The organism is Streptomyces sp. NPDC101237, assembly GCF_044767465.1.
GTDB classification, from domain to species: Bacteria; Actinomycetota; Actinomycetes; order Streptomycetales; family Streptomycetaceae; genus Streptomyces; species Streptomyces gramineus.
Genome location: NZ_JBIWNY010000002.1, coordinates 210385 through 231109, shown reverse-complemented (window position 1 = coordinate 231109; position 20725 = coordinate 210385). Strand labels below are relative to the sequence as shown.

The window sequence follows — 20725 nt, the reverse complement described above, 5'->3', positions numbered from 1 at the left end:
AAACAAAAGAAGCGCGGCCGATCGTGAACGCCCTGACCTGCGGTTTTGCCGAGGCCTCCGAGGTACCACGAAACCCGCCGACACGCGAACCGGAGGGACCGCGGACCGCCGGACCGCGCCACACGGCCTCCACGCCACCCGCCGGACCGCGCCACGCGACCTTCTCGCCACCCGCCGGACCGCACCACACGGCCTCCATGCCACCCGCCGGCACCCAGAAGCGCCTCTCGACGCCCGCTGGGCGTCTGCCCGGGCGCTGCCCGCGCCGCACCGGCACCGGCCCTCCGGCGGCCCCGCAGCGCCGCTCGTGGAGCCGTGAGGCCCAGCGCCGGCCGAGGGTGCCCGCCTGGGCGGGCGGATCCGAGGCGCGGCACCCCGGGGCCGCGGGGCCGGGAGCCGGCGGGACGGACCGGGTACGCCGAAGGGCGGCCGCCCCGTGCCGGGACGGCCGCCCTTCAGAACTCACTTCTACTGGTTGTACGGACCGTAGTCGTAGTCCTCCAGCGGAACGGCCTGGCCGGAGCCCGTGCCGAACGGCGAGTAGTCGATGTCGTCGTAGCCGACGGCCGAGTACATCGCGGCCTTCGCCTCCTCGGTCGGCTCCACCCGGATGTTGCGGTAGCGGGACAGACCCGTACCGGCCGGGATGAGCTTACCGATGATGACGTTCTCCTTGAGGCCGATCAGGGAGTCGGACTTGGCGTTGATCGCCGCGTCCGTCAGGACCCTGGTCGTCTCCTGGAAGGACGCCGCCGACAGCCAGGACTCCGTGGCCAGCGAGGCCTTGGTGATACCCATGAGCTGCGGACGACCGGAGGCCGGGTGACCGCCCTCCTGGACCACACGACGGTTCTCGTGCTCGAACTTCGAGCGCTCGACCAGCTCGCCGGGCAGCAGCTCGGCGTCGCCGGACTCGATGATCGTCACGCGGCGCAGCATCTGCCGGATGATGATCTCGATGTGCTTGTCGTGGATCGACACACCCTGCGAGTTGTAGACCTTCTGGACCTCGCCGACCAGGTGGACCTGGACGGCACGCTGACCCAGGATGCGCAGCACGTCGTGCGGGTTGGTGGCACCCACGGTGAGCTTCTGGCCCACCTCGACGTGCTCGCCCTCGCTGACCAGGAGCCGGGCACGCTTCGAGATCGGGAACGCCGTCTCGTCGCTGCCGTCGTCCGGCGTGATGACGATCTTCTTGGTCTTCTCGGTCTCCTCGATCCGCACGCGGCCCTGGGCCTCGGAGATCGGGGCGACACCCTTCGGGGTACGGGCCTCGAAGAGCTCGACGACACGCGGCAGACCCTGGGTGATGTCGTCACCGGCCACACCACCGGTGTGGAAGGTACGCATCGTCAGCTGGGTACCGGGCTCACCGATGGACTGGGCGGCGATGATGCCGACCGCCTCACCGATGTCGACCAGCTTGCCGGTGGCCAGCGAACGGCCGTAGCACATGGCGCAGGTGCCGACGGCGGACTCACAGGTCAGGACCGAGCGGGTCTTGACCTCGGAGACGCCACGGGCGACCAGTTCCTCGATGAGGACGTCACCGAGGTCGGTGTTGGCCGGGGCCAGCACCACACCGTCGACGACGATGTCCTCGGCCAGCGCACGTGCGTACACGCTGGTCTCGACGTTGTCCGCCTTGCGCAGCACGCCGTCGGCGCCGACCTCGGCGATCTGCAGCTTGAGCCCGCGCTCGGTGCCGCAGTCCTCCTCGCGGATGATGACGTCCTGCGAGACGTCCACCAGACGACGGGTGAGGTAACCCGAGTCGGCGGTACGCAGGGCGGTGTCCGCCAGACCCTTACGGGCACCGTGGGTGGAGATGAAGTACTCCAGCACGGACAGGCCCTCACGGAACGAGGCCTTGATCGGACGCGGGATGGTCTCGTTCTTCGCGTTCGACACCAGACCACGCATACCGGCGATCTGCCGCATCTGCATCATGTTTCCTCGGGCACCCGAGTCAACCATCATGAAGATGGGGTTCGTCTTGGGGAAGTTCTCGTTCATCGCCTCGGCGACCTCGTTGGTCGCCTTGGTCCAGATCGCGATGAGCTCCTGAGTGCGCTCTTCCTTGGTGATCAGACCGCGCTCGTACTGCTTCTGGACCTTCTCGTCCTGGGCCTCGTAGCCCTTGACGATCTCCTTCTTCGCCTCGGGAACGACGACGTCGGAGATGGCGACGGTGACACCGGAACGGGTCGCCCAGAAGAAGCCGGCCGCCTTCAGGTTGTCGAGCGTCGCCGCCACGATGACCTTGGGGTAACGCTCGGCCAGGTCGTTGACGATCTCGGAGAGCTGCTTCTTGCCCACCGAGTAGTCGACGAACGGGTAGTCCTCGGGCAGCAGCTCGTTGAAGAGCGCGCGGCCCAGGGTGGTCCGCAGCCGGAAGGTGTCACCGGTCTGGTACTCCGGCTCGCCTTCCTCGACGGCCGGCGGGGTCCAGCCGCGCGGCGGGATGGTGCCCACCGGGAAGCGGATGTCGACCGGCGACTGCAGCGCGAGCTCGCCGGCGTCGAACGCCATGATCGCCTCGGCCGTGGAGCCGAAGGACCGGCCCTCGCCCTTGGTGTCACGCAGTTCGCCGTCGGTGGTGAGGAAGAACAGACCGAGGACCATGTCCTGGGTCGGCATCGTCACCGGACGGCCGTCGGCGGGCTTGAGGATGTTGTTCGAGGACAGCATCAGGATGCGGGCCTCGGCCTGCGCCTCCGCGGACAGCGGCAGGTGCACGGCCATCTGGTCACCGTCGAAGTCCGCGTTGAACGCGGTGCAGACGAGCGGGTGGATCTGGATGGCCTTGCCCTCGACCAGCTGCGGCTCGAAGGCCTGGATGCCGAGGCGGTGCAGGGTGGGCGCACGGTTCAGCAGCACCGGGTGCTCGGCGATGACCTCTTCGAGGACGTCGTACACGACGGTGCGGCCGCGCTCCACCATGCGCTTGGCGGACTTGATGTTCTGCGCGTGGTTCAGGTCCACCAGGCGCTTCATCACGAACGGCTTGAACAGCTCCAGCGCCATCGCCTTCGGCAGACCGCACTGGTGCAGCTTCAGCTGCGGGCCGACGACGATGACGGAACGCGCCGAGTAGTCGACTCGCTTGCCGAGCAGGTTCTGACGGAAGCGGCCCTGCTTGCCCTTGAGCATGTCGCTCAGGGACTTCAGCGGGCGGTTGCCGGGACCGGTGACCGGGCGACCACGACGACCGTTGTCGAAGAGGGCGTCCACGGCCTCCTGGAGCATGCGCTTCTCGTTGTTCACGATGATCTCGGGCGCACCGAGGTCGAGAAGGCGCTTCAGGCGGTTGTTGCGGTTGATCACACGGCGGTACAGGTCGTTCAGGTCGGAGGTCGCGAAGCGGCCACCGTCCAGCTGCACCATCGGGCGGAGGTCCGGCGGGATGACCGGCACGCAGTCCAGCACCATGCCCTTGGGGCTGTTGCTGGTCTGCAGGAACGCGGAGACGACCTTGAGGCGCTTGAGCGCACGGGTCTTCTTCTGGCCCTTGCCGGTGCGGATGATCTCGCGGAGCTTCTCGGCCTCCTCGTCGAGGTCGAAGGACTCCAGACGCTTCTGCAGCGCCGCGGCACCCATCGAGCCGTCGAAGTACGTGCCGAAGCGGTCACGCAGCTCGCGGTAGAGCAGCTCGTCGCCCTCCAGGTCCTGGACCTTGAGGTTCTTGAAGCGGGTCCACACCTCGTCGAGGCGGTCGATCTCGCGCTGCGAACGGTCGCGCAGCTGCTTCATCTCACGCTCGGCACCCTCGCGCACCTTGCGGCGCACGTCGGCCTTGGCACCCTCGGCCTCCAGCTCGGCGAGGTCGCTCTCCAGCTTCTTGGCACGGGCCTCGAGGTCGGAGTCGCGGCGGTTCTCGATCTGCTGGCGCTCGACCGAGACGTGCGCCTCCAGGGAGGGCAGGTCGCGGGTACGGCGCTCCTCGTCGACGAACGTGATCATGTACGCCGCGAAGTAGATGACCTTCTCCAGGTCCTTCGGGGCGAGGTCGAGCAGGTAGCCCAGGCGCGAGGGGACGCCCTTGAAGTACCAGATGTGGGTGACGGGCGCGGCCAGTTCGATGTGGCCCATCCGCTCACGGCGCACCTTGGCGCGGGTCACCTCGACGCCGCAGCGCTCACAGATGATGCCCTTGAAGCGGACGCGCTTGTACTTGCCGCAGTAGCACTCCCAGTCCCGGGTGGGGCCGAAGATCTTCTCGCAGAAGAGCCCGTCCTTTTCCGGCTTGAGGGTGCGGTAGTTGATCGTCTCGGGCTTCTTGACCTCGCCGTGGCTCCACTGACGGATGTCGTCAGCGGTGGCCAGGCCGATCCGGAGCTCGTCGAAGAAGTTGACGTCGAGCACTATGCGTCAATCCCTCTCAGGGTTGTGAGTCTTTGGTCTGAAACGGGGGCCTGGGGGTCGGCGGGGGTCTCACACGGCGGTGAGACCCCTACCGGACTCCCGTCAGACCTCTTCGACGCTGCTCGGCTCACGCCGGGACAGGTCGATGCCGAGCTCCTCCGCCGCGCGGAAGACGTCCTCGTCGGTGTCACGCATCTCGATGGACATACCGTCGCTGGACAGCACCTCCACGTTCAGGCAGAGCGACTGCATCTCCTTGATGAGGACCTTGAAGGACTCGGGGATGCCGGGCTCGGGGATGTTCTCGCCCTTGACGATGGCCTCGTAGACCTTCACGCGGCCGGTGACGTCGTCGGACTTGATGGTCAGCAGCTCCTGGAGGGCGTACGCGGCGCCGTAAGCCTCCAGCGCCCACACCTCCATCTCGCCGAACCGCTGGCCACCGAACTGGGCCTTACCACCCAGCGGCTGCTGGGTGATCATCGAGTAGGGGCCGGTCGACCGGGCGTGCAGCTTGTCGTCGACCAGGTGGTGCAGCTTGAGGATGTACATGTAGCCGACCGAGATCGGGTCCGGGAACGGCTCACCGCTGCGGCCGTCGAACAGCCGCGCCTTGCCGGACGGGAGGACCAGGCGGTCGCCGTCGCGGTTCGGGATGGTGTGCTGCAGCAGACCCGCCAGCTCGTCCTCGCGGGCACCGTCGAACACCGGGGTGGCGACGTTGGTGCGCGGGGCGACCTGGTCGGCGCCGATGACCTGGAGGCGCTGGGCCCACTCGTCGGCGAGGCCGGAGACGTCCCAGCCTCGGCTGGCGAGCCAGCCCAGGTGGATCTCCAGGACCTGTCCCGGGTTCATTCGGGACGGGACACCCAGCGGGTTGAGGATGATGTCGACCGGGGTGCCGTCCTCCAGGAACGGCATGTCCTCGATCGGCAGGATCTTGGAGATGACACCCTTGTTGCCGTGACGGCCGGCGAGCTTGTCACCGTCGGTGATCTTGCGCTTCTGAGCGACGTAGACGCGGACCAGCTGGTTCACGCCCGGGGGAAGCTCGTCGCCCTCCTCGCGGTCGAAGACGCGGACGCCGATGACCTTGCCGATCTCGCCGTGCGGGACCTTCAGCGAGGTGTCACGGACCTCACGGGCCTTCTCACCGAAGATGGCGCGCAGCAGGCGCTCCTCCGGCGTCAGCTCGGTCTCGCCCTTGGGCGTGACCTTGCCGACGAGGATGTCGCCGGCGACGACCTCGGCACCGATCCGGATGATGCCGCGCTCGTCGAGGTCGGCGAGGACCTCCTCGGAGACGTTCGGGATGTCCCGGGTGATCTCCTCGGGGCCGAGCTTGGTGTCACGGGCGTCGACCTCGTGCTCCTCGATGTGGATCGAGGAGAGGACGTCGTCCTGCACGAGGCGCTGCGACAGGATGATCGCGTCCTCGTAGTTGTGACCCTCCCACGGCATGAACGCCACGAGCAGGTTCTTGCCGAGGGCCATCTCGCCGTTCTCGGTGGCCGGACCGTCGGCCAGGACCTGGCCCTCGATGATCCGGTCGCCCTCGTTGACGATGACCTTCTGGTTGACCGAGGTGCCCTGGTTGGAGCGGGCGAACTTGGCCAGCCGGTAGGTGATGTAGGTGCCGTCGTCGTTGGCGGTGGTGATGTAGTCCGCGGAGACCTCCTGGACCACACCCGGCTTCTCGGCCTTGACCACGTCACCGGCGTCCACGGCGGAGCGGTACTCCATGCCGGTGCCGACGAGCGGGGACTCGCTCTTGATGAGCGGCACGGCCTGGCGCATCATGTTCGCGCCCATGAGGGCACGGTTGGCGTCGTCGTGCTCCAGGAACGGGATCATGGCGGTCGCGACCGACACCATCTGGCGCGGCGAGACGTCCATGTAGTCCACGTCCTCGCCGGCGACGTAGTCGACCTCGCCGCCGCGGCGGCGGACCAGGACGCGGTTCTCGGAGAAGCGCATGTCGTCGTTGAGGCCGGCGTTGGCCTGCGCGATGACGAATCGGTCCTCTTCGTCGGCGGTCAGGTAGTCGACGTCGTCGGTGACCTGGCCGTCGACGACCTTGCGGTACGGGGTCTCGACGAAACCGAACGCGTTGACACGGCCGTAGGAGGCGAGCGAGCCGATAAGACCGATGTTCGGGCCTTCGGGCGTCTCGATCGGGCACATGCGGCCGTAGTGCGACGGGTGCACGTCACGGACCTCGAAGCCGGCCCGCTCACGGGAGAGACCACCCGGACCGAGCGCCGACAGACGGCGCTTGTGGGTGAGACCCGACAGCGGGTTGTTCTGGTCCATGAACTGGGACAGCTGGCTGGTGCCGAAGAACTCCTTGATGGAGGCGACGACCGGCCGGATGTTGATCAGGGTCTGCGGCGTGATCGCCTCGACGTCCTGTGTGGTCATGCGCTCACGCACGACGCGCTCCATACGCGCCAGACCCGTGCGGACCTGGTTCTGGATCAGCTCGCCGACGCTGCGCAGGCGGCGGTTGCCGAAGTGGTCGATGTCGTCGGTCTCGACGACGATCGAGCCACCGCTGTCACCGACCGTCTCGGTCTCGCCGGCGTGCAGCTTCACCAGGTACTTGATCGTCGAGATGATGTCCTCGACGGTCAGGATGCCGGCGTCGAGCGGGGCGTCCGCGCCGAGCTTCTTGTTGACCTTGTAGCGGCCGACCTTGGCGAGGTCGTAGCGCTTCGGGTTGAAGTACAGGTTCTCGAGCAGGGTCTGCGCCGCCTCCCGCGTCGGGGGCTCGCCCGGACGCAGCTTGCGGTAGATGTCGAGCAGCGCGTCGTCCTGGCCCTGGGTGTGGTCCTTCTCCAGGGTGGCGCGCATGGACTCGTACTCGCCGAACTCCTCGAGGATCTGCTCGGTGGTCCAGCCGAGCGCCTTGAGCAGGACGGTGACCGACTGCTTGCGCTTGCGGTCGATGCGGACACCGACCATGTCGCGCTTGTCGATCTCCATCTCCAGCCAGGCACCGCGGGAGGGGATGATCTTGGCGGAGAAGATGTCCTTGTCGGACGTCTTGTCGATCGAGGAGTCGAAGTAGACACCCGGCGACCGGACGAGCTGCGACACCACGACACGCTCGGTGCCGTTGATGACGAAGGTGCCCTTGTTCGTCATGAGCGGGAAGTCGCCCATGAAGACCGTCTGGGACTTGATCTCACCGGTCTCGTTGTTGGTGAACTCCGCCGTGACGAAGAGCGGGGCGGCGTACGTGAAGTCGCGCTCCTTGCACTCGTCGATGCTGTTCTTCGGCGGCTCGAAACGGTGGTCGCGGAACGTCAGCGACATCGACCCGGAGAAGTCCTCGATCGGGGAGATCTCCTCGAAGATCTCCTCCAGACCGGACTTGGTGGGGACGTCCTGACCGGACTCCAGAGCCTCCTCGACCCGACTCTGCCAGGCGGTGTTGCCGAGCAGCCAGTCGAAGCTCTCGGTCTGCAGCGCGAGCAGGTTGGGAACCTCGAGAGGCTCCTTGATCTTTGCAAAGGAGATGCGCAGCGGGGCGGTGCTGGCGCCGTTGTTCATATTCGCGTTCGAGGCAGTGCGCGAGGCGGCCAAGAGGGGGTCCTTCCGAGGGCTCGGACTCACTACGCGCTCCCCGGTCCCTTCCCGGACACAGAGACGGAAACCCCACTTCAGAGGAGGTTCGGTCGTCGGCATTCGGGTGAGGGCAGACCCCTGGTGACGGGCAGGGGACGGCTAACAGGCAGCGCAAAGGGTCAGTGTAGCCACTTGGCACACTGATGTCCAGTCTCCATTTTCTGAGACCCTCATCATCGTCAACGCCTGCGTCACATGCCTGCCTTCAAACGCACGTTGATACTGCCCTCTTCGTCGCCGATCCATGCCTCGGATTCGGACCGTTCTGGCGACGCGTCCTGAGAATTGCGCGCTGCGTGCGGTTCGTCAAGGCCCCCCTGCGCAAACCCGGTGCGCCAGGGACACGACGAAGATCACCATACCCCCCGCCGGAGCGGGTGCAAGGTAACCGTGGTCGGCCCTCCGGGAACGCCGAAGAGCGACCACCCGGATGGATGATCGCTCTTCGGTGCTCGAGCGTTACAGCCCTCTGTACGAGGGCTGCGGCCCGTGCGGGTCCCTGCGGACCCGCGGGGTGTTACTTGACCTCGACGGAGGCGCCGGCGGCCTTGAGGGACTCGGCGGCCTTCTCGGCGGCGTCCTTGGCGACCTTCTCGAGGACGGGCTTCGGGGCGCCGTCCACCAGGTCCTTGGCCTCCTTCAGGCCGAGGGAGGTCAGCTCACGCACGACCTTGATGACCTGGATCTTCTTGTCGCCGGCACCGGTGAGGATGACGTCGAACTCGTCCTTCTCCTCCTCCTGCGGGGCGGCGGCGGCCGGGCCGGCCGGACCCGCGACGGCAACCGCGGCGGCGGCGGTGACGTCGAACTTCTCCTCGAACGCCTTCACGAACTCGGAGAGCTGGATGAGGGTCATGCCCTCGAACTCGGCGAGCAGTTCGTCCTGGGTGAGAGCCACGATGGCTTTCCTTCCACTCAATTCGGCAGGTGCCGGATGTACATGTCTGGCGGGCGTACGCCTTGCGGCGTTACTGCGTAGACGTTCGGCCCGCTACGACCTCTGCCTCAGGCGCGTCGCCATGGACGGCGAGCCTCAGGCGGCGGTCATTTCGGGAGCCGAATTACTCGGCACCGCCCTGCTCGTCCTGCTTGGCACGGAGCGCGTCCACGGTGCGGACGAGCTTCGAGGGAAGCGCCTGGAAGAGCTGCGCAGTCTGCGTCTGCTTGCCCTTCATGGCGCCCGCCAGCTTGGCGAGCAGAACCTCGCGGGACTCGAGGTCCGCAAGCTTCTTGATCTCGTCGGCGGACAGCGCCTTGCCGTCAAGGACACCGCCCTTGATGACGAGGTTCGGGTTGTCCTTGGCAAAGTCACGAAGACCCTTCGCCGACACCACCGGGTCACCGGTGACGAAGGCGACCGCCGTCGGACCGTTGAACAGGTCGTCGAGCGTGGAGATCCCGGCCTCGTTGGCCGCAATCTTGGTCAGCGTGTTCTTCACCACGGCGTACTGGGCGTTCTCACCGAGCGAACGACGCAGCGTCTTGAGCTGCGCCACGGTGAGACCCCGGTACTCGGTCAGCACGGCGGCGGTCGAGCTGCGGAACTGCTCCGTCAGCTCGGCTACCGCGGCAGCCTTGTCGGGCCTTGCCATAGAGCGTCGGCCTCCTTCCGGGTGATGAGGACCGCTCAGAAGGGGCTGGGAAAACGAAACGCCCCGGCGCAGGCGCACGGGGCTCAGCTCGACCGATCACACACACCTGAGTGCGGGTCCCGGGAGCATTTCCACAGTCACCTGCGCGGGTCGTCCGCTGTTCAGCGGATCCTTCGGCCACCGCGCCCTCTCACGAGCACACGGCAACGACCAGCGGTCTTTGGCTTCTCCAGGAGAGTACGGGACCGGTGCGCCGTCAAGCAAATCCGTGCCGGACGGGTGCTCTCACGAGGCCGGTCCGGTGCCGTCCTGCTTCTTCAGCAGCGTCCGGAAGTCCTCCGTGTCGGCGGCCGGGGGCCGCTCGGCGGTGACCCGCACCCCGTAGTCCCGGTAGTAGGCGGTCTGGGTCATCGCGCCGTTCGCCGTGGCGGCCTTCTCTACCTTCTTGACCAGCAGGTCCTGGTCGTCGACCCAGATGTCGACGGTCTCGGTGCCGACGCCGGCCTGGGTGAGCTGGTCGCGCAGCTCGCTGCCGGCGTCCAGGTCCGAGACGCTGACCGTGCCCGAGTAGTGGGTGGTGCGCCGGCCAGAGACCTGCTCCCGGCCCGCCACGCGCACGTCCCCGGCGGCCAGCAGCAGCCGTACCGGCCGGTTGGGGGTGGTGTTGCGCATCAGGTCGGTGATCATGGCGCCCGAGCCGCCGCCGAGGGTGGCGAGATACGCGTAGGGGTACTTGATCCAGTGCCTGCCGCCCAGCCGGCGGGCGAAGGCGGGGCCGACCTTGGCGTAGTAGGCGTCCTGGAGGTAGCGGGTCTCCAGGGACGTGGAGTCGAGACTGCGCATCAGGTCGGCGGTGCTGCCGCCGGTGTAGGTGATGGTGAGGGTGCCGGTGAGGCCGTCCGTCCAGCCGAGGGCGCCCTCGGCCCTGGTGGACAGCAGGGAGCCCAGCGCGGTGGTGGAGCGGACCCGCACCGACCGGGCCCGCTGCGTGGACCGCTCGGCGGAACGCAGGGCGGCCAGGGCGCCGCTCCGGTGCGCGGCGCCGGTGTCCTCGGGCTCGGGGCCGGCCGACGCGGTGCAGGCGACCGCACCGGTCAGTGTGGTCGCCACCGCGATCGCCAGGACCGTCCGGCACACCCTGGACCTCGTCATGTCGCCCCACCCCCTGTGTCTCCCGCACCCCCGACGCTAACCCAGCCCGCCGTCAGGCGTCCCCGAAGGCCCGCGTAGCCGGGCCTGGCGGCCCGGTCCGCGACGGGCCGCGGCCCTGCCGGAGAAACGGGACGGGCCCCGCAACCCTCGTGGGTTGCGGGGCCCGTCCTGGTGGTGACGCGTCCCTGACGCGGCTGCCGGACCGAGCGCGGGGCTCAGACGGCGGCCGGGTCCTCCTCGGTGAGGAGGTTGCGGGTGCGGTTCGAGTCGACCGGAATGCCGGGGCCCATCGTGGTGCTGATGGCGGCCTTCTTGATGTAGCGACCCTTGGCGGCGGACGGCTTCAGACGGAGGATCTCCTCCAGCGCGGCGCCGTAGTTCTCCACCAGCTTGGAGTCGTCGAAGGACGTCTTGCCGATGATGAAGTGCAGGTTCGAGTGCTTGTCGACGCGGAACTCGATCTTGCCGCCCTTGATCTCGGTCACGGCCTTGGCGGTGTCCGGGGTCACGGTGCCGGTCTTCGGGTTCGGCATCAGACCACGCGGGCCGAGGACACGGCCCAGGCGGCCGACCTTGCCCATGAGGTCCGGGGTGGCGACGACGGCGTCGAAGTCCAGACGGCCCTTCGCCACCTCGTCGATCAGTTCGTCGGCGCCGACGATGTCGGCGCCCGCGGCACGCGCGGCCTCGGCACGGTCACCGGTCGCGAAGACCAGGACCCGGGCGGTCTTGCCGGTGCCGTGCGGGAGGTTCACGGTGCCACGGACCATCTGGTCGGCCTTGCGCGGGTCGACACCCAGGCGGAAGGCGACCTCGACGGTGCCGTCGAACTTGGTCGTGGAGGTCTCCTTGGCGAGACGGACGGCCTCGAGCGGGGCGTACAGCTTGTCCCGGTCGATCTTCTCGTCCGCAGCGCGAAGGGCCTTGCTGCGCTTGCTCACAACTTGCTCCTGTGGGTTCTGAAGGAGTCGTGGTTCACGGGCCGAGCAGGCCCTGCCACGGTGGTTCTACGAAGGTGGGGTTCAGCCCTCGACCGTGATGCCCATGGAACGGGCGGTGCCGGCGATGATCTTCGACGCGGCGTCCAGGTCGTTGGCGTTCAGGTCGGGAAGCTTGGTCTGGGCGATCTCCCGGACCTGCGCCTCGGTGATCTTGGCGACCTTGGTCTTGTGGGGCTCGCCCGAGCCCTTCTCGACACCGGCGGCCTTGAGGATCATCTTCGCGGCCGGCGGGGTCTTGGTGACGAAGGTGAACGAGCGGTCCTCGTAGACCGTGATCTCGACCGGGATGACCCAACCGCGCTGCGACTCGGTCGCGGCGTTGTAGGCCTTGCAGAACTCCATGATGTTGACGCCGTGCTGGCCCAGCGCGGGGCCGACCGGCGGAGCCGGGTTCGCCGCACCGGCGTTGATCTGGAGCTTGATGAGCCCCGTGACCTTCTTCTTCTTGGGAGGCATAGCTCTCCGGGTCCTTTCATTTCGGGTCCTGCCTGCGCGAAGGGACCAACCCGAACGCAGGCATACCGCACAACGATAACGGGTATAGATGCGCGGCCAAAAACCGAGCAGGTCAGGCGATGCCTGACCTGCTCGGACGTGCGATCTCCAGAAGGAGCTAGTTCTTCTGGATCTGGTCGAAGGACAGCTCCACCGGCGTCTCCCGACCGAAGATCTCCACCAGACCCTTGACCTTCTTGGAGTCGGGGTTGATCTCGTTGATCGTGGCCTGGAGCGTGGCGAACGGGCCGTCGGTGACGGTGACCGAGTCGCCGACCTCGAAGTCCAGCACCTGGACCTCGACCTTGCGCTGCGGCGCCGGCTTGCCCTCGGCCTCGGCGGCCTCGCGGGCGGCCTTCTCCTCGGCCTCCGGGGCGAGCATCTTTACGATCTCGTCCAGGGTCAGCGGGTACGGGTCGTAGGCGTTGCCGACGAAGCCGGTGACACCCGGGGTGTTGCGGACGACGCCCCAGGACTCGTTCGTCAGGTCCATGCGGACGAGCACGTAACCGGGGAGCTTGTTCTGCTTGATCGTCTTGCGGTCGCCGTTCTTGATCTGGACGACCTCTTCCTGCGGCACCTCGGCCTGGAAGATGTAGTCCTCGACGTTCAGCGAGACGGCGCGCTGCTCCAGGTTGGTCTTCACGCGGTTCTCGTAGCCGGCGTAGGTGTGGATGACGTACCACTCGCCCGGCAGGAGCCGCAGTTCCTCACGGAGCGCCTGGACGGGATCAACGGGCTCCGCGGGCTCTTCCTCGGCGGCCGCCTCGGCCTCTTCGTCGTCCTCGTCGGCTTCTTCGGCGTCGTCAGCCTCGTCCGACTCCTCCGCGTCGACGTCCTCGTCCTCGACGTGGACCGCGGCCTCCTCGGCCGGCTCCCCCAGTTCGGCCTCTGCAGCCTCGAACTCGTCCTGCTCGTCCGCGCCCTCGACGATGTCGAGCTCGTCGTCGACCGTCTCGGCCGCCTGCCCACGGGGCTCGGTGGCGTCGTCGTTCAGGTTCGGGTCAGACACGATGGCTGCTTCTTCCTGGATACATAGGGGTGGAACATGCGAAAAGGGGCGCCGGTACCACGGCGCCCTTCGCTCTGTGCTCAGCCGAAGACGTACTTGGCAGCGTGGTTGAGCCCATAGTCAATCACGGTCACCAGAGCGATCATGATGGCGACAAAGAAGATCACCACGGTGGTGTACGACGTCAGCTGGTTGCGAGTCGGCCAGACGACCTTGCGGAGTTCCGCGATGATCTGGCGGTAGAAGGTGGCAAGACGCTTCAGCGGGCCCTTCTTGGCCCGCTTACCGCCCTTGCGGGCCCTCTTGGACTCCGACACCTCGTCCTGGGCATCAGGCGTATCGATGGAGCCCACGGCGTCCGTCATTCATCCTCACCTGATCCCGGGTCGTGGCCGTGCCGCGCCCGGTTCCAGAGCCGCACGGCGGTGCAATGCTTGTACGTACATGGGCACACATCCTGGCGGTGTGTGTAGCAGGGCCGGAGGGACTTGAACCCCCAACCGCCGGTTTTGGAGACCGGTGCTCTACCAATTGAGCTACGACCCTCTGCTGTGTCCCCCAACGTACCGCATCCGGCCGAGTGCTCGGAGTGCACCGGCTCGGTCGCGCCTGCTGAAGGCCAACGAGGAGTGAGTGTACGTGGTCGCGGGCGCCGCGTCGAACAGAAAGCGGCAGTCCGGGGCGACCGTACGGAAGATCGTCCTGGCCGGGGCCGGGATCCGGACGCTTGTTCACGGCCCGGCTCTTGGCGGTTCAGTCCGTGAAACCGGCGTGCCGGTCAGGTTTCCGGTCTGAAACGATGGGCCCCATGAGCGCTGCAACCCCTCCCACCGAGCGCCGGGTCTCCGCCCGAGTCGGCGCGATCTCCGAGTCCGCGACCCTCGCCGTGGACGCCAAGGCCAAGGCCCTGAAGGCCGCCGGGCGTCCGGTGATCGGCTTCGGCGCCGGTGAGCCCGACTTCCCGACCCCGGACTACATCGTCGACGCCGCGATCGAGGCCTGCCGCAACCCGAAGTACCACCGCTACACGCCGGCCGGCGGCCTGCCCGAGCTGAAGGCCGCGATCGCCGCGAAGACGCTGCGGGACTCCGGCTACGAGGTGGACGCGAGCCAGGTCCTCGTCACCAACGGCGGCAAGCAGGCCATCTACGAGGCCTTCGCCGCGATCCTGGACCCGGGCGACGAGGTCATCGTCCCCGCCCCCTACTGGACGACGTACCCGGAGTCGATCCGTCTCGCCGGCGGTGTCCCGGTGGACGTCGTCGCCGACGAGACGACCGGTTACCGGGTCTCCGTGGAGCAGCTGGAGGCGGCGCGCACGGAGAAGACGAAGGTCCTGCTCTTCGTCTCCCCGTCCAACCCGACCGGCGCCGTCTACAGCGAGGCCGAGACCGAGGCGGTCGGCCGCTGGGCAGCCGAGCACGGCCTGTGGGTGCTGACCGACGAGATCTACGAGCACCTCGTCTACGGCGACGCGAAGTTCACCTCGCTGCCGGCGATCCTGCCCGAGCTGCGCGACAAGTGCATCGTCGTCAACGGTGTCGCCAAGACGTACGCCATGACGGGCTGGCGGGTGGGCTGGCTCATCGGCCCCAAGGACGTCGTCAAGGCCGCGACCAACCTGCAGTCGCACGCCACCTCGAACGTCTCCAACGTGGCGCAGGCCGCCGCCCTGGCCGCCGTCTCCGGCGACCTGGAGGCCGTGGCGACGATGCGCGAGGCCTTCGACCGGCGCCGCAGGACCATCGTGCGGATGCTCAACGAGATCGACGGCGTGGTCTGCCCGGAGCCCGAGGGCGCCTTCTACGCGTACCCGTCGGTCAAGGGGCTGCTCGGCAAGGAGATCCGCGGCAGGCGGCCCGCCACGTCGGTGGAGCTGGCCGAGCTGATCCTTGAGGAGGCCGAGGTCGCGGTCGTGCCCGGCGAGGCCTTCGGCACGCCCGGCTACCTGCGGCTGTCGTACGCGCTCGGTGACGAGGACCTCGCCGAGGGCGTGAGCCGCCTGCAGAAGCTGCTGGCCGAGGCACGGGACTGACCCCGGACCGTCGTCGCCTCGCGTCGCACGCGCGCGTACGGGCCGTCTCCCCCGCGGGGAGGCGGCCCGTTTGTCTGTGCGAGCAAGGCCACTAACGGGGAATCCGCTACCGGTACGGCCGCCGCGTACGGCAGGATCCTGGAATGGAGCACGTACGTGATGTCTCTGAGCTGCCCAAGGCTCATCTGCATCTGCACTTCACCGGTTCGATGCGGCCGGCGACCGTCCTGGAGCTGGCCGACAAGTACGGCGTACACCTGCCGGAGGCGCTGACCGATGCCTTGACCAGCGGCGAACCACCGAGACTGCGGGCCACCGACGAACGCGGCTGGTTCCGCTTCCAGCGCCTGTACGACGCCGCGCGCTCCTGCCTGAGAGAACCCGACGACATCCGCCGGCTGGTCCGGGAGGCCGCCGAGGAGGACATCAGGGACGGCTCGGGCTGGCTGGAGATCCAGGTGGACCCGACGTCGTACGCGCCGCGTCTGGGCGGGCTGATCCCGGCGCTGGAGATCATCCTGGACGCGGTGGAGACGACGTCCCGGGACACCGGGCTCGGGATGCGCGTCCTGGTCGCCGCGAACCGCATGAAGCACCCGCTGGACGCGCGCACGCTCGCGCGGCTCGCCGTGCGGTACGCGGACCGGGGTGTGGTCGGCTTCGGCCTCTCCAACGACGAGCGGCGGGGCATGGCCCGGGACTTCGACCGGGCGTTCCACATCGCGCGCGACGGCGGCCTGCTGGCGGCCCCGCACGGCGGCGAGCTGACCGGGCCCGCGTCGGTGCGGGACTGCCTGGACGATCTGCACGCCTCCCGGATCGGGCACGGTGTGCGGGCGGCGGAGGACCCGAGGCTGCTCAAGCGGCTGGCGGACCGGGGCATCACCTGCGAGGTGTGCCCGGCCTCCAACGTGGCGCTCGGCGTCTACGAGAAGCCCGAGGACGTGCCGCTGCGCACGCTGTTCGAGGCGGGCGTCCCGCTGGCGCTGGGCGCCGACGACCCGCTCCTGTTCGGCTCACGGCTGGCCGCCCAGTACGACATCGCGCGCGTGCACCACGGTTTCACGGACGCCGAACTGGCGGAGCTGGCCCGGCAGTCGGTACGGGGTTCGGCGGCACCCGAGGACGTGAAGGCGCGGCTGCTGACGGACATCGACGCCTGGCTGACCGCGCCGGTGTCCTGATCGGGCCGGTGTCCTGACCGGGCGGGTGCCCTCGTGGTTCCGTCAGGGTCTGCGGAAGTGGGCGTAGGGCGGGTGGGCCTTGAAGCAGATCAGGAGCTCGACCGGGTGTCCGCCGCCGGGCGGCTGCCGCAGGCCCCGCAGCCCGGCCACCAGTGCCGCCTGTCCCGTGGCCACCCGTTTCTGCCGGGGGCCCCGGCCGGCCGCGTCGGCGAACGACATGGCGGCGTCGGCGAAGACGTCCCGGCTGCCGAAGAGGAAGAACGTGCCCGCGTGGGTGGTGTGGCGCAGTTCGTCGCGGCGGTCGGCGTGGTGCTCCCGCGCGAGCAGGGCGGCGGCGTGCCGTGCGGTGCGCGCCTCGTCGGTGCGGACGGTGAGCGGGACGCCGCCCCGCCGCAGCCGCCGGCGCAGTGCGGGCCACTGCGAGGCGCGCAGCCCGAGCGTGCCGTGGGCCAGGACGAGGTCGACGAGCGGGCCCCGTCCCTCGTCGGGCGGGACTCCGTCCCGCAGCGGCACGTGGACGACGGTGTGCGGTGAGTGGGCGGCGAACGAGAACAGTCCGGCGAGCCGGCTGAGCCCGTCGTGGTCGCCCATGAGGACGCCGACGGGCGCGGGCTCGCGCAGCGCGGTGTGCCGCAGCGGCTGCCGGGGCTGGACGACGCGGTGTTCGTGCGGGCCGGTGCGGGGCCGGAACTCGCGCAGTCTCAGCCGCATGGGGCGCTTCTCACGGCACCAGGGTCGCGGACGGCGGTGTCTCCCGGCAACGGGATTCCGCCGGGCCTGACGTGGTCCGGGGCGGGCGTGGCCCGGGGCGGGGCGGTTGCCGCGGGCGCCGGTCGCTACAGGCTCACGCCGACGGTCACCGGCTCGTTGACGAGGGTCACTCCGAACGCCCCGTGGACACCGGCGACGACCTCGCGCGCGAGTGCCAGCAGGTCCTCGGTCGTGGCCCCGCCCCGGTTGGTCAGCGCCAGCGTGTGCTTGGTGGAGATCCGGGCGGGCCCGCTGCCGTATCCCTTGCCGAACCCGGCCTTGTCGATCAGCCAGGCCGCGGAGGTCTTGGTGCGTCCCTCCCCCGCCGGGTAGGCGGGCGGCTCGGCCTCGTCGCCGAGCCGGTCGCGCACGCGCGCGTGGAAGTCGGCGAACTGCTCGTCCGTGAGGATGGGGTTGGTGAAGAAGGATCCCGCCGACCAGGTGTCGTGGTCCTCGGGGTCGAGCACCATGCCCTTCCCCGCGCGCAGGGCGAGCACGGCCTCGCGGGCTCGGGCCAGCGGTGCCCGTTCGCCCGGTGCCACTCCGAGCGCGCGTGCGGCCTCGGCGTACCGCACCGGCGCCGACAGCCCGCCGGCGTCCTCCAGTCCGAAGCGCACGCGCAGGACGACGTACCGCTCGGGGTCGGCCTTGAACCGGCTGTGCCGGTAGGAGAACGCGCACTCCTCGTTGGTCAGCGTCACCGTCTCGCCGGCCCGCCGGTCGTAGGCGACGACCTCGGTGATGGTCGAGGAGACCTCCTGGCCGTAGGCCCCGACGTTCTGGATGGGGGTGGCGCCCGCGGAGCCCGGGATCCCGGCGAGGCACTCGATACCCGCGAGGCCCGCCTCGACGGTGCGGGCGACCGCGTCGGTCCACACCTCGCCGGCCGCCAGCTCCAGCCCCGTACCGCGTGCCTCGAAGCCGGTGGTGGCGATGCGCAGCGCCGTGCCGTCGAAGCCCTTGTCGCCGATGACGAGGTTCGAGCCGCCGCCGATGACGAGCAGCGGGGTGCCGGTGTCGTCGGCCTCACGCACGGCGGCCATCACCTCGGCGTCGGTGGTCGCGGTGACCAGCCGGGTGGCGGGGCCGCCGAGCCGGAAGGTGGTGAGGGGGGCGAGGGGGGCGTCGTGGAGTTCCTGCACGCGCCCAAGACTACGAGACGTCACCGGCACCCCCTCCGTGCTCTCCCCGCTCTCCCCGTGACGGGCCGCACGCGCGCGTGGGGCCCCGTCCGCCCGGAACGGGGCCCCACGCGCGCGTGAGCGTCAGCCGCCGACGCTCTCCAGGGCCGGCGCGGGCTCGGTGCCGGTCACCGTCCGGGCGGCGCGCCTGCGGCCGGGGATGAGGAGGGCGGCGATCCCGGCGACGGCGACCACGGCCGAGCCGGTGACCAGGGCGGGCCGCAGTCCGTCCACGAAGCTCTGGGCGCTCTCGTAGCCGCCCTGGGCGGCGAAGATGGAGGACATGACGGCGATGCCGAGCGCGCCGCCGACCTCGCGGAGCGCGTTGTTGGCGCCGGACGCGATGCCTTGTTCCTGCGGCAGCACGGAGGACATCACGAGGTTGGCGGCGGGCGCGAAGTACAGCGCCATGCCGATCCCGCTGATGATCAGGGCGGGCAGCTGGACGCCGTAGGAGGCGTGGGCGGTGACCACGGAGGCCATGTAGCCGAGCCCGACGGCCTGCAGGAAGAGTCCCGCGGCGGCGACCGGGCGGCCGCCTATCCGGTCGGAGAGGATGCCGGCGATCGGTGCGACGAGCATCGGCATGCCGGTCCAGGGCAGCATCCTGAGGCCCGCCTCGGTGGGCGAGTAACCGAGGACGCCCTGCATGTACTGGCTGAGCAGGAAGATCGAGCCGAACATGCCGAGGAACATCAGCAGGCTTGCCGCGTTGATCCCGGAGAAGGCGCGGGAGCGGAAGAGCCGCATCGGGAGCATGGGGTTCTTGGCGCGGCTGCCGTGGATGACGAACCCGACGAGCAGGGCGCCGCCCGCGAACAGTCCGGTGAGCACGAGGGGGCTGGTCCAGCCGTCGGCGGGGCCGCGCACCAGGCCGTAGACGATGCCGAAGAGTCCGCCGCTGGCGAGCAGGGTGCCGGGGAAGTCGAGCGGGGCGCCGGCGCCGTGGGACTCGGCGAGCCGGAGCCGGGCGAGCGGCAGCAGGACGAGGCCGAGCGGGACGTTCAGCCAGAAGATCCAGTGCCAGGACACGTGTTCGGTGAGGCTGCCGCCGATGAGCGGTCCCGAGGCGACCGCGAGTCCGTTGACGGCGCCCCAGATGCCGTACGCCATTCCGCGCCTGGCCTCCGGCACGGCGGCCGTCAGCAGGGTCAGCGTCAGCGGCATCATCACGGCCGCGCCGACGCCCTGCACGGCGCGGGCCGCGATCAGGGAGTCGATGCCGGGTGCCATGGCCGCGGCGGCGGAGGCGCCGGTGAACACGGCGAGGCCGACGAGGAAGAGCCGGCGGCGGCCGAAGCGGTCACCGAGGGCCGCGCCGAACATCAGCAGGACGGCGAAGGTGAGCGTGTAGGCGCTCACGGTCCATTCGAGGTCGTCCAGCGCACCGCCGAGGTCCTTGCGGATGGAGGGCAGTGCGGTGGTGACGACGAGGTTGTCGAGGGCCGCCATGAATCCGGCGACGCTGGTGATGACGAGCGCCCATACGGCGCCCCCCTGACGGGCGTTCTGCTGTGCGGTCTCTTGTGACATCGCTCCCCCAGAGCGTGCTTCTGCGAAGGTGGATTAGTTATTGATCACTAATTTTTTGATCCATGGAAAGGCCCGGTGACGGGGCGGTCCCCCGCTTCCTCAGTCGTCGCCGTGCTCGTCCAGCTGGCCCATGACGGCGGCCATCCCCTGCCAGACCCGGTGCTCGGGCGGGAAGCCCATGGCCGCGTAGGTGTTGATGAGCATCCCTTTGGCCAGGAAGGTCGTGGTGCGTCCCATGTCGGCCCCCGAGAGCAGATGCACGGTGTCCCACAGCCGCCCCCAGCCGGCCCGCACCAGTTCGCCGAACTCGTGCTCGCCCTCCGCCTCCGCGGCCGCGACGGCGATGTACATCTGCATCTGCATCTGGAGCCACTCCGGGCGCTCCTGGATCAGCCGCACGTAGGCGTCACCCATGGCATGCAGGGCGCCCTCGCCCCGCACCCCGTGGGCCGCCCCCTCGAACAGCTCGCACATCTCGTCGAGGCAGCGCTGAGAGGCGGCGGCGAAGATCGCCTTCTTGCCCGGGAAGAGCCGGAAGAGGTACGGCTGCGACACTCCGACCCGCTTGGCGATCGCCTCGGTGGAGGTGCCGTAGTAGCCCCTCCGCGAGAACTCGGTGATCGCCGCACGGACGACGCTCTCGCGCCGCTCCTCGGCACTCATCCTGACCATGCGAGAAAGTTAGTACTCAATCACTAACCAAGTCAAGGGTGCGCTCCAGGCCGTCCCGGAACCCCGCTCCCTCACCGACCGTTCGACGGGTAGGGGGCGACCACACGTAAGGGGCGCCCC

At 69.0% G+C, this 20725-nt stretch carries 15 protein-coding genes and 1 tRNA gene; 2 read left to right on the top strand and 14 right to left on the bottom strand.

Annotation, left to right across the window (positions count from 1 at the left end):
* Positions 1-468 precede the first annotated feature (468 nt).
* The 10 genes from ACIRQ9_RS03990 to ACIRQ9_RS03945 all read right to left on the bottom strand — a co-directional run bounded on the left by ACIRQ9_RS03990 (position 469) and on the right by ACIRQ9_RS03945 (position 13796).
* Positions 469-4368: a DNA-directed RNA polymerase subunit beta' gene (locus ACIRQ9_RS03990; RefSeq protein WP_404166894.1), complete on the bottom strand. Its 3900-nt coding sequence runs from the start codon at positions 4366-4368 to the stop codon at positions 469-471.
* 102 nt (positions 4369-4470) lie between these two features.
* On the bottom strand, positions 4471-7956 hold the full coding sequence (rpoB, locus tag ACIRQ9_RS03985; protein ID WP_404166892.1) for a DNA-directed RNA polymerase subunit beta: 3486 nt from the start codon (positions 7954-7956) through the stop codon (positions 4471-4473).
* A 559-nt stretch (positions 7957-8515) separates the two neighbouring features.
* The gene (gene rplL / locus ACIRQ9_RS03980; protein WP_404167514.1) at positions 8516-8899 is read right to left on the bottom strand and encodes a 50S ribosomal protein L7/L12; all 384 of its coding nucleotides are present in this window, start codon (positions 8897-8899) and stop codon (positions 8516-8518) included.
* A gap of 160 nt (positions 8900-9059) precedes the next feature.
* Entirely contained in the window at positions 9060-9590 is a 531-nt protein-coding gene (gene rplJ / locus ACIRQ9_RS03975; protein ID WP_351318133.1) for a 50S ribosomal protein L10, read from the bottom strand.
* Positions 9591-9875: 285 nt separating this feature from the next.
* The gene (locus ACIRQ9_RS03970; protein WP_404166890.1) at positions 9876-10742 is read right to left on the bottom strand and encodes a hypothetical protein; all 867 of its coding nucleotides are present in this window, start codon (positions 10740-10742) and stop codon (positions 9876-9878) included.
* Between the two features lie 215 nt (positions 10743-10957).
* Positions 10958-11683 carry a 50S ribosomal protein L1 gene (rplA, locus tag ACIRQ9_RS03965; RefSeq protein ID WP_404166888.1) on the bottom strand — a complete coding sequence of 242 codons (726 nt, stop codon included), beginning with the start codon at positions 11681-11683 and terminating at the stop codon, positions 10958-10960.
* Positions 11684-11764: 81 nt separating this feature from the next.
* Positions 11765-12199, bottom strand: coding sequence for a 50S ribosomal protein L11 (gene rplK / locus ACIRQ9_RS03960; RefSeq protein WP_037858373.1), 435 nt, complete (start codon positions 12197-12199; stop codon positions 11765-11767).
* A 157-nt stretch (positions 12200-12356) separates the two neighbouring features.
* Entirely contained in the window at positions 12357-13250 is an 894-nt protein-coding gene (gene nusG, locus ACIRQ9_RS03955; protein WP_404166886.1) for a transcription termination/antitermination protein NusG, read from the bottom strand.
* A gap of 80 nt (positions 13251-13330) precedes the next feature.
* On the bottom strand, positions 13331-13615 hold the full coding sequence (secE, locus tag ACIRQ9_RS03950; protein WP_404166884.1) for a preprotein translocase subunit SecE: 285 nt from the start codon (positions 13613-13615) through the stop codon (positions 13331-13333).
* A 108-nt stretch (positions 13616-13723) separates the two neighbouring features.
* Positions 13724-13796 (bottom strand) — tRNA-Trp (locus tag ACIRQ9_RS03945).
* Between the two features lie 262 nt (positions 13797-14058).
* Here ACIRQ9_RS03945 and ACIRQ9_RS03940 point away from each other — a divergent pair.
* Together ACIRQ9_RS03940 and ACIRQ9_RS03935 are read left to right on the top strand one after the other, a co-directional pair.
* A complete protein-coding gene (locus ACIRQ9_RS03940; protein ID WP_404166882.1) occupies positions 14059-15285 on the top strand; it encodes a pyridoxal phosphate-dependent aminotransferase in 1227 nt (408 codons plus the stop codon).
* Between the two features lie 143 nt (positions 15286-15428).
* Entirely contained in the window at positions 15429-16469 is a 1041-nt protein-coding gene (locus tag ACIRQ9_RS03935; protein WP_404166880.1) for an adenosine deaminase, read from the top strand.
* Positions 16470-16511: 42 nt separating this feature from the next.
* On the opposite strand, the gene ACIRQ9_RS03930 is transcribed toward ACIRQ9_RS03935, so the two are convergent.
* The 4 genes from ACIRQ9_RS03930 to ACIRQ9_RS03915 all read right to left on the bottom strand — a co-directional run bounded on the left by ACIRQ9_RS03930 (position 16512) and on the right by ACIRQ9_RS03915 (position 20605).
* Positions 16512-17180 carry a hypothetical protein gene (locus ACIRQ9_RS03930; RefSeq protein ID WP_404166878.1) on the bottom strand — a complete coding sequence of 223 codons (669 nt, stop codon included), beginning with the start codon at positions 17178-17180 and terminating at the stop codon, positions 16512-16514.
* Positions 17181-17305: 125 nt separating this feature from the next.
* Entirely contained in the window at positions 17306-18361 is a 1056-nt protein-coding gene (locus ACIRQ9_RS03925) for a UDP-N-acetylmuramate dehydrogenase (RefSeq protein ID WP_404166876.1), read from the bottom strand.
* 123 nt (positions 18362-18484) lie between these two features.
* Positions 18485-19933, bottom strand: a complete 1449-nt coding sequence (locus ACIRQ9_RS03920; RefSeq protein ID WP_404166874.1) for a DHA2 family efflux MFS transporter permease subunit — start codon at positions 19931-19933, stop codon at positions 18485-18487.
* A gap of 99 nt (positions 19934-20032) precedes the next feature.
* Positions 20033-20605 (bottom strand): TetR/AcrR family transcriptional regulator, encoded by a 573-nt coding sequence (locus ACIRQ9_RS03915; RefSeq protein ID WP_404166872.1) that lies wholly within the window; start codon positions 20603-20605, stop codon positions 20033-20035.
* Between the last annotated feature and the right edge of the window lie 120 nt (positions 20606-20725).

What these genes read in the sequence shown, in the direction of transcription:
- rplJ (WP_351318133.1), bottom strand. Translation starts at nt 9,590, where the DNA reads ATGGCAAGGCCCGACAAGGCTGCCGCGGTAGCCGAGCTGACGGAGCAG.
- ACIRQ9_RS03970 (WP_404166890.1), bottom strand. Translation starts at nt 10,742, where the DNA reads ATGACGAGGTCCAGGGTGTGCCGGACGGTCCTGGCGATCGCGGTGGCG.
- rplK (WP_037858373.1), bottom strand. Translation starts at nt 12,199, where the DNA reads ATGCCTCCCAAGAAGAAGAAGGTCACGGGGCTCATCAAGCTCCAGATC.
- secE (WP_404166884.1), bottom strand. Translation starts at nt 13,615, where the DNA reads ATGACGGACGCCGTGGGCTCCATCGATACGCCTGATGCCCAGGACGAG.
- ACIRQ9_RS03940 (WP_404166882.1), top strand. Translation starts at nt 14,059, where the DNA reads ATGAGCGCTGCAACCCCTCCCACCGAGCGCCGGGTCTCCGCCCGAGTC.
- ACIRQ9_RS03935 (WP_404166880.1), top strand. Translation starts at nt 15,429, where the DNA reads ATGGAGCACGTACGTGATGTCTCTGAGCTGCCCAAGGCTCATCTGCAT.
- ACIRQ9_RS03930 (WP_404166878.1), bottom strand. Translation starts at nt 17,180, where the DNA reads ATGCGGCTGAGACTGCGCGAGTTCCGGCCCCGCACCGGCCCGCACGAA.
- ACIRQ9_RS03920 (WP_404166874.1), bottom strand. Translation starts at nt 19,933, where the DNA reads ATGTCACAAGAGACCGCACAGCAGAACGCCCGTCAGGGGGGCGCCGTA.
- ACIRQ9_RS03915 (WP_404166872.1), bottom strand. Translation starts at nt 20,605, where the DNA reads ATGGTCAGGATGAGTGCCGAGGAGCGGCGCGAGAGCGTCGTCCGTGCG.